This window comes from Sinorhizobium sp. 22678, assembly GCF_052044265.1.
GTDB lineage: Bacteria > Pseudomonadota > Alphaproteobacteria > Rhizobiales > Rhizobiaceae > Sinorhizobium > Sinorhizobium meliloti_A.
The window spans coordinates 59,367-67,673 of the sequence record NZ_JBQEMS010000029.1 but is presented as its reverse complement, the minus strand read 5'-3'; the positions used below and the strand labels follow the sequence as shown (position 1 = coordinate 67,673).

Annotated in this window: 6 protein-coding genes and 3 pseudogenes; 2 read left to right on the top strand and 7 right to left on the bottom strand. The window is 58.2% G+C overall.

The features are described 5' to 3' along the window. Positions 1–194 precede the first annotated feature (194 nt). Positions 195–1,070 (top strand): LysR family transcriptional regulator, encoded by an 876-nt coding sequence (locus ACTJKL_RS28260; protein WP_018099196.1) that lies wholly within the window; start codon positions 195–197, stop codon positions 1,068–1,070. A gap of 199 nt (positions 1,071–1,269) precedes the next feature. Here the strand turns inward: ACTJKL_RS28260 and ACTJKL_RS28255 are convergent. Beyond that, positions 1,270–1,591 (bottom strand): annotated as a pseudogene (locus ACTJKL_RS28255) (low temperature requirement protein A); the annotation flags it as partial. A 157-nt stretch (positions 1,592–1,748) separates the two neighbouring features. Between ACTJKL_RS28255 and ACTJKL_RS28250 the strand changes: the two are divergent. Next, the gene (locus ACTJKL_RS28250) at positions 1,749–2,960 is read left to right on the top strand and encodes an IS256 family transposase (protein WP_027991983.1); all 1,212 of its coding nucleotides are present in this window, start codon (positions 1,749–1,751) and stop codon (positions 2,958–2,960) included. Positions 2,961–3,022: 62 nt separating this feature from the next. Here ACTJKL_RS28250 and ACTJKL_RS28245 read toward each other — a convergent pair. From ACTJKL_RS28245 to virB10, 6 genes and pseudogenes are all read right to left on the bottom strand, one after another. Further along, positions 3,023–3,364 (bottom strand): annotated as a pseudogene (locus tag ACTJKL_RS28245) (low temperature requirement protein A); the annotation flags it as partial. A gap of 61 nt (positions 3,365–3,425) precedes the next feature. After that, positions 3,426–3,515 (bottom strand): annotated as a pseudogene (locus ACTJKL_RS28240) (helix-turn-helix domain-containing protein); the annotation flags it as partial. Between the two features lie 357 nt (positions 3,516–3,872). Next, positions 3,873–4,457, bottom strand: a complete 585-nt coding sequence (locus ACTJKL_RS28235) for a LabA-like NYN domain-containing protein (protein ID WP_440854369.1) — start codon at positions 4,455–4,457, stop codon at positions 3,873–3,875. A gap of 781 nt (positions 4,458–5,238) precedes the next feature. Then, a complete protein-coding gene (locus tag ACTJKL_RS28230; RefSeq protein WP_411923975.1) occupies positions 5,239–5,517 on the bottom strand; it encodes a Rap1a/Tai family immunity protein in 279 nt (92 codons plus the stop codon). Between the two features lie 590 nt (positions 5,518–6,107). Next, complete coding sequence (gene virB11, locus ACTJKL_RS28225; RefSeq protein WP_411923971.1) at positions 6,108–7,115, bottom strand: P-type DNA transfer ATPase VirB11; 1,008 nt, start codon at positions 7,113–7,115, stop codon at positions 6,108–6,110. Between the two features lie 10 nt (positions 7,116–7,125). Beyond that, a complete protein-coding gene (gene virB10 / locus ACTJKL_RS28220; protein ID WP_411923970.1) occupies positions 7,126–8,298 on the bottom strand; it encodes a type IV secretion system protein VirB10 in 1,173 nt (390 codons plus the stop codon). Positions 8,299–8,307: the final 9 nt, after the last annotated feature.

The window sequence follows — 8,307 nt, the reverse complement described above, 5'->3', positions numbered from 1 at the left end:
CCGTCGAGTGGATCGGCGAACGCGTCGCAGCGTTTTTTGCGCTGTTGGCTTACCAGCTCCCTATATAGGATCGTCCATTCAAGTAGCATCTCGTTTCTCCGGGCATCTGGCGTTACCCGGAAAATGGTTCGAGAGGCCATGCAACTGTAGAGGCGCGAACGAAAGCCATCTTTCATGGATGAAAGTCGAACCGGATGAAAGTCGAAAACTGGGAAGATCTTCGTCTCTTTTTGCACGTCGCCGAGCAAGGCGGGCTTGCGGGTGCCGCTGAGAAGACGGGGATCAGCGCGCCGACCATTGGGCGACGGATGCTGGCGCTGGAACGTGCCACGGGACGAGCGCTGTTCGTCAGGGCGCGGACGGGATACGAGCTCGCACCGGACGGGCAGATATTGCTGGACCGCGTGAGGGCGATGCAGGAAGCAGCGCAGGACATCGTCGATTGGCAAGAGACGGTGCATTCGATGCCGATCGTACGGCTTCTTTCGGACAACACGGTGTCGTGCTTCACGGCAACAAGCCTTCGGCACCTTTGGACACCACACGATGCTTTTCGCCTTTGTTTCAAGACAACTGAGGCCGCGATCGACCTGACACACCGCGACGTGGACATTGGGCTCGCCCCGGAGCGGCCGCAGTTGGGCAATGTCGCGGTCCGGCGTTCCGTCGCCGTCGCCTACGCGCCCTACTGCGCCCAAGGTTTTGACCACCGGCGCCATTGCAACTGGGTTTCGCTGGGTACGGACGTCGCCAACCAGCCGTGGAAAAGGTGGGCATTCGAACAGCCGGGCCGGCACATCACGAACTGGGTAAACTCACCGCGGATGATGTTCGATCTAGTGAAGGCGGGAGCGGGCATCAGCGTGATGCCATGTTTCATCGGCGATAGCGATCCAGGCTTCGTCCGGGCGGGGCGGGTGATCGATGAGCTCGGGCATGATCTCTGGATGGTCCTGCATGGCGACGAACGCGGCCGGGAAGCCGTGCGCACGGTCGCAGACCGACTTTCGGCGCTGCTCGCTGCAAATGCCTCGCTCTTTTTGGGTTCGAATGGGCGCGATCCCCTTTGAACCGAACCAGGATGGAAGCACGCAAGGGGGTCGCCCGTCTATGTCGGCGAAGTCGGTACGGCCTTTTCGCGACGGTGTCGACGGAGTTACGCAAGCTGCTCGAGGCGATCGTCGCGAAGAAACCACTGTTAACTGAAGCGGAACAACGCGATATTTACCGTGCCGCTGCTTTTTGCCGAAGTCGAATTTCGCGCTTGCCGATGCCACAGGCATGCGAATAAGGCAGGACGCGCGAAGGCACCCCTTTCAGCCACATTGTCCCTGCAAGGAACAGGATCGGTCCGCCGAGCTGCGCCAGCGCGCTATTGTATGTTCCGGATTGGTAAGGATGCGCCAGGCTGAAGTCTGAAGTCTTCTGCGAAGGCGGTAAAGATGATGCCGCCTACGATCGGAAGGTGACCGTAGGTGAAGAGATACTGCGCGGTGGTTTGCGGTTTAGACGTGTCCTCTGCCTTGTCAGCAGCGCGTTCCTGGCCGTCGTGAAAATAGATCCACCACATGAGAACGGTAGTCAGGAAGGAAGATAGCGTCCGTGCAGGTGGTGTAATTTCGGAGGCGATTTGAGTGGAAGTTGCGGTGGAAATTACACTGCGGTTTCCGCAAGACGTCAGGTGGGCACCGGGTCCGTCGGAGAAGGTGGAGTTGCAAAGCTTCAACCTGACCGAAACGGAGACTCCGATGACCGACGACAGATTACCTCTTGCCGAGCTTGCCGCGAAGAGTGGCGACCCAGATTTTCTTCGTGCCATTGCCGAAAGCGTGCTGCAACTGATCATGGAGACCGACGTCGATGGCCTGATCGGCGCTGGACGTTACGAGCGTGGGGAAGCCCGCCAGACATGGCGGAACGGCTATCGCGACCGTACGCTCGACACGCGGCTCGGCACCATGAACCTGAAAATACCGAAGATGCGCACCGGAACCTACTTTCCCGGCTTCCTGGAGCCGAGGAAAACGGTGGAGAAGGCACTGGTCGCCGTCATTCAGGAAGCCTGGATCAACGGTGTTTCGACCCGCAAGGTCGATGAGCTGGTGCAGGCCATGGGCATGACCGGCATCTCGAAATCGTCGGTGTCGAAGCTGTGCAAGGACATCGACGAACGCGTGAGCGCCTTCCTCAAGCGCCCTCTTTCCGGTGCCTGGCCCTATCTCTGGCTCGATGCGACCTACCTGAAGATGCGCGAGGGCGGCCGCATCGTCTCGGTGGCGGCAATAATCGCAGTCGCCGTCGATACGGACGGAAAGAGGGAGATCGTCGGCCTACACATCGGCCCTTCCGAAGCCGAGCCGTTCTGGACAAGCTTCCTGCGCGATCTGGTTCGCCGTGGCCTTACTGGCGTCAAACTCGTCATCTCCGATGCTCATGAGGGGCTGAAGGCCGCCATCACCCGTGTTCTCGGCGCAACATGGCAAAGATGCCGGGTTCATGCGATGCGTAATGCGCTCGCTTACGTTCCCAAGGGCCAGCACACCATGGTTGCCGCTGCGATCCGCCAAGCGTTCATTCAGCCTGATCATGACAATGCCGTCCAAACATGGCGGCATGTCGCCGATCAACTCCGGGCCAGATGGCCGAAGCTCGGCACCTTCATGGACGACGCCGAAGCTGACGTGCTTGCCTACATGGCCTTTCCGTCTCAGCACCGCACCAAACTTCACAGCACGAATCCGCTGGAGCGCCTGAACAAGGAGGTCAAGCGCCGTGCCGATGTCGTCGGCATCTTCCCGAACGAAGACAGCATCATCCGCCTGATCGGAGCTGTGCTGCTCGAAGCCAACGACGAATGGCAACTGCAACATCGCTACATGCAGATCGAGGGTATGGCCGAGCTCAATCCGCAAGCCATCGAGGAGGAAAAGCCACTTCAGATTACACCAAAAGCCGCCTGATCATGACGGTCCGGTTCCACACCCGAAATTACACCAACTTGACGGACGCTATCGGAAGGAAGACACCGCACCGGAGGCGTACCTTCAGTGTCCAGGTTTTCAAACGTGTGTTTCCCGATCGTCAGTATGGTCTCCCCGAGCGCGATAATGACAAAAAGCGCGCTGCGTTCAGCGAGGAGTTCCCCGTCGATGTCGAGCGTTTCCCGCGGCGAAGCTCCGAGACGCGGTACCCAGTATCTGACCATCGGACCTACGTATTCCAGAGCAAGTGCCACGATCCACAGGACGACGCGCAGATTCGGTTCGGGCAGACCTCCCGTGATCCAGAAGATGCTTGAAATAATAAGCCAGACGGTAATCCGGAAGAAGGTCATGAACGAGGCCAAGTCGCCTCTTCGAAAAGATCGAACGCATCATGGCAGACGAGCCGAAATCATAAGTGCCGTGGCCTTCGCCGGATGGATACAGACCGTCTTCCTTGTAGCGGTTGAAGATCTTGTACCCGGTCTTGCGCGAGATGCCGAACTCCCGGCACACATCGCTCATGCCTTCGCCCGGTTTCGGCGCGTTCGACAAGCTTTTGCGGTCCTTGGGACGACTATATCTCACATGGGCGGTTGTTCGGTCCGGGGTGGTATATGGCTGCCTGCCTATTCCTTCAGAATAGGCCGAAAGAAGCCCGGATCGTTGCGATCCGGGCTTAATCAATGTTCAAACTGTATTCTGATGCAATATCAATCATCGACTCCGCAATACTTCTTCCCCCTCGCCAATACATCACGTTCCAAGGGCAATTCAGGAAAGATGGGCCGCTGCAACAAGGATATTATCCGAAAGTCGTAGAGAGACAATAAAAAATAATGGGTTTGTTGTTTAATCATGTACGCTGCGCGGGGTAGCACGCTACACTCCTCACGCCCCAAGTGCCGATACTGCGTGACCATTTTCGCCGCCGTTTGAGGCGCTTTCTGAAAGCGCCTGGCTTATCTCGCCCCGGAGCCTATCCAGCTCAATGAAGTGATCGGCTTCGCGGCGCAGTGCGTCTGAAATCATTGGTGGCCGCGTCGCCATGGTCGACACTACCGAGACCTTGCGCCCATTACGTTGCAATGCCACGACAAGACTCGTGAAGTTGCCATCGCCTGAGAAAATCACGAGATGATCGGCCGTCTTTGACATCTCGAGGGCGTCGATCGCTAGCTCCACATCCATGTTGCCCTTGACCTTGCGACGTCCGAGCGAGTGGGTGAATTCTCTGACAGGTTTGGTCACCACCTGGTATCCATTGTAGTCGAGCCAGTCTATCAGCGGCCGGATTGTAGCCGTTTCCTCGTTCTCCACCAGCGCGCAATAGTAACTGGCACGGAGCAGATAAGCTCGCTTGCGAAAAGCCTCGAGCAGCTTGCGGTAATCAATGTCGAAGCCGAGCGCCTTCGCGGCGGCAAACAGATTGGCGCCGTCGATGAGGAGCGCGATCTTCTCCCGCTGATCGAACATGGCCGCTCTCTCCCGCCGCAGGGCTGGGCTCCGGAACGAAGCAAACTTGCTCGGCGTTCAGTCTCCAGAGGAGCACTATACGCGAATAGGGCACCACTTGCGTATAGTCCATTCGGCTCATCCTTCCTCCCCGCCCCCGCTCCGCGCGGAGCACACCGGGGGACTAGCCAATCTAATCTAGTCCGAGACTGACGCTGCCCTGCAGGAGATACTTCACGCCAAGCTCCTTGCTGACCTTTTGCGGGCCGGCCGTGTGTCCTGATGCTCCGAAGAGGTGCGCGCGACCAAGAAGAGACTTCGGGGGTGGGAGAGACCGCTGATGATGTCTTCCGACAGTCCTACTGTCCCACTTCGCGTCACCGCCGAGATTGTGGAACGGGAGCACGGCAAGCGAGGGTCGCTCATCGCTGATCAGGCGAGTTTGTTGCAACCAGGCAGTGATACCAAGGGCAGCAGAGGCGGCAGCGGTGGCCGCCAGAACCGCTTCCCATTTCGGGAGCTAATTCACCATTTCGGGAGCGGTCCAGCGATGCCGCGCCAACCAGCTCGAGGGAGTCTCAGGTTTTGACGGAAGCATACCGGACGTTCGCGAAGTAGTTGCTGCATTCGTCGCGCTGGAGTGAGGGGACAAGGTTGCCGAGGGATTGCCATGTCTGATCGAGGGGTTCGCTTCTGTGCTGGCCGCGGCTTTTCGAGCGCCATTGTCCGCGCTAAAGTCGCTGACATACTGGATGAATTCGTCGCTATCAGCGACTGCGTCGGCAGCTTTCAGTGCTCGGGATTAGTCCTGGCAGGGCCAAACCTTGCTCAACGCCAGAGGGACCAGCAAGGCGCCTGACCTATGTCTCTCCTCTGGATTATTGTTGACCCATTTACAGACGACGTCGCGGACTTGCCCATAAGTCACGTCCCTGGCTGGGCAATAATCGATTGGAGGTCCCACCGTGGCGTATGCGTCCATAATCCCGTCGACGTAGGCCAGTGCTATGGCAGGGTCATTTTCACACCACCGATTGATCTCATTGCCGTTAGACGCCTGAGCATCGGACGCAGCTGTCATCAGGACCATCGCAAGGTTTGCGACCTTCATTGTGCACCCCGGCTGCACACTTGCTCGGCTCCAGCCGGCTGCAGAGTTTTCGAGATGATTTCTGCTCTAAGAGAGAAATACCGGCTGATTGTATTGCACAATTGTCAGCACTTCCGAGAAATGTAGACACCTACACTTCTCATTATGGATACCATCTAAGGGTGCCATTCTATAATATACCAATCTATATAGGGCAGCGATAATTACCTTTCTGCTCAATTCCAGTGCGACCGAAGTGTCTATCCCCCTTCGCTGCTCTTCACGGACGCGCTTGTGTCGCCGTCCCGCCGCTACTGCAGCTCAATGATCAAACGACAGAGGACGTCGGCGATATCAGCGCCACGGAGATTACAAGCGTGCGCTATCTTTTTTCGGCTCGAAGCTTCGGAAAGGACGGATGTGCTGAGAGGTGACGGAACCGTTGAGGACTTATGGTGGGCGCCTCATCGCGCGGGCGCGGACCCCACTTCCGCGCCAGCATTCGTGGCACGCCGATGTCCACGGTCGTCGGTTTCAGCTGCAGCGGGCGGCTGGTCTTCACACAATCAGACCGCACCCGCTTATCTCAATGCCCCGGCATGGCCCGGGTCGAAATAAATCTCCGTCACGCGGAAGCGCCCATCGATGCGCTTGCATTGGACAATTATGTCGACCGCGACCTTCAGAAGCTTCTGAATATCATCCCTATCGAGGTCCCGGCCGCCCTCTGATTCCTTCACGAGCAGCGTTAGCTGCTCGAACGCCAGCGCTGCGCAATCGGAGTGGACCGTCGTGATCGATCCTGGATGCCCGGAATTGACGTTGCGAACGTAATAGAATGCAGTCCCATCGCGCAGTTCCTGAAGCAGGATACGATCCGGCCGCATGCGCAGACAGGACTCGAGGAGCTCCTTCGCACCGATGTCGGCAAGCCCCTGTCCTCCCTTAGAATAGAACAACCGCACATGGTTCGGCTGCGGGATAATGAGTTCCGGCGTATCTTCGATAGAGATGATCCGCTCATGGATCGGGATATGGCGCATGAGCGCCTTGGAGAGTGTCGTCTTACCTGACCCCGTCGCTCCCGAAATTATGATGTTCTTGCGCGCCAACACCGCCTCGCGCAGGAACTCAGCATAAGCACCATTTCGATGAAGATCGACAATTCTACGGTCCACTGAACCCTCATTGCCAGCGTGCGTCACGTGCGCGAACAGCCCATCCTTCTCGAGGTCCTCGAGGCTCAGTGTCACCGAAGAGGGTTTCCGGATGGTGATGCTGACTATGCCCTTACTTGTCGCCGGCGGAATGACCATCTGGATCCTTTCGTCTCCTGGCAGGGTCGCTGACAAGATCGGCCGCCTCTCGTCGATGGACTGATTGGAAAACGACGCCACGGCCCGGGCAAGGCGCATCAGCTTCTCGAAGGTCAGCTCCGGCGTGTCATGGGTCCGCCAACCTTCGGCGCCTTCGGTCAAAACCTGCCCGGGCCTATTTACGATCACCTCATAAAGGGACGTGTCTTTTAGGAACCGCGAAAACGGAGCAAGTAGTTCGCGGACGACTGCTGCATCAGGTCCCTCAGTCATATTGCCACCCCTACTTTGTCACCAACGCCGATTGCGGACTGAAGTCACCGAGCACCGCCCGGTCAGGTATTCTGTTCTTCGGTTCTGTTATTCGAAGCGTGTAGACGCCGGAAAAGTCGAGGTCGCGCGCGACGAAGATCGATACAAGCTCACCTTGGCTCTTCAGGAGTGTCGGCGGGATGTTGATCGACTGCTCCACGGCAATCGCTGCGGCCTGCTGGGCCGTGCTCGTGGCGTTCTGCGGATCGACGTCGCTGTCCTGCAGGCGGTTGTTGGCATAACTCGTGGCGTCTCCGACTATGGAAAGGAGAAGGGCACTGCCGAAGCGCTCCCACCAATGGGTGTCGACATCGCCGTCAACGCCTGCACGGCCGAGCGCATCGGTCGCCGGTGACGCCAGCGTGACGATGACGCCGTTCGGCGTCTTCGCACGGCTCCAAAGCACGAACAGGCGCTTTTGACCACGATGTAAACCGCCACGGTATTCGCCGACGATCTGTGTGCCTTTTTCCATCAACACGACGCGGCCATTGTCGGAAAGAACGTCGCGATTGATCACGCAGCTTGTGAAGCCAGGCTGATCCGACGCCATCGCCGTTTCCAACACGCAGGGTATCGAGGTACCCATGGCGACAATGTAATTCCGATTGCCAAGAGTGCCGGCACGCGAGCCTTCGAGCTTTGTCGGTCGTAACAGGCCGTCGAACCGCTGCTCCTCGCTGTTCTGCTGGTTCTGCCCTATCATATTGCTATTGAACGGCAGGAAATTGCTTTTCGCAGCCGTCTCCGAACTGTCCGCCTCGCGGCGCTGCGTCGCATTTTTCTGCCCACCACTGAACGCCATGACCGGCGCGCGACGAGCAGAGTCGAGCAGTTCATCCTTCTCCTTGGTGACTGGTTCTACGACCGGGGTTGGCAGCTTCACTTCCGGGACCGCCTGCGTCGGCTCGACCTTCTCCTTGGCAGCCTCAAAGTCGCTTGTCTGCCGAATAACGATGCGCTCGGGTTGCGCGTTCTCATCATTCGCTTCTTTCCCGGTTGTCGACCAAAGGGCAAAACCAACGAACGCCAGGGCGGCGAGCGCCGCCGCGCCGCGCTTGAGCACGGGGATATTGTCGATGCGCCGGCCGGTCACCGTTTCGGCACGCTCTCCGGGAATCCGGGTTTCGTCTTCCTGAGCCATGATTCCCCT

What these genes read in the sequence shown, in the direction of transcription:
- ACTJKL_RS28250 (WP_027991983.1), top strand. Translation starts at nt 1,749, where the DNA reads ATGACCGACGACAGATTACCTCTTGCCGAGCTTGCCGCGAAGAGTGGC.
- ACTJKL_RS28260 (WP_018099196.1), top strand. Translation starts at nt 195, where the DNA reads ATGAAAGTCGAAAACTGGGAAGATCTTCGTCTCTTTTTGCACGTCGCC.
- virB10 (WP_411923970.1), bottom strand. Translation starts at nt 8,298, where the DNA reads ATGGCTCAGGAAGACGAAACCCGGATTCCCGGAGAGCGTGCCGAAACG.
- ACTJKL_RS28235 (WP_440854369.1), bottom strand. Translation starts at nt 4,457, where the DNA reads ATGTTCGATCAGCGGGAGAAGATCGCGCTCCTCATCGACGGCGCCAAT.
- ACTJKL_RS28230 (WP_411923975.1), bottom strand. Translation starts at nt 5,517, where the DNA reads ATGACAGCTGCGTCCGATGCTCAGGCGTCTAACGGCAATGAGATCAAT.
- virB11 (WP_411923971.1), bottom strand. Translation starts at nt 7,115, where the DNA reads ATGACTGAGGGACCTGATGCAGCAGTCGTCCGCGAACTACTTGCTCCG.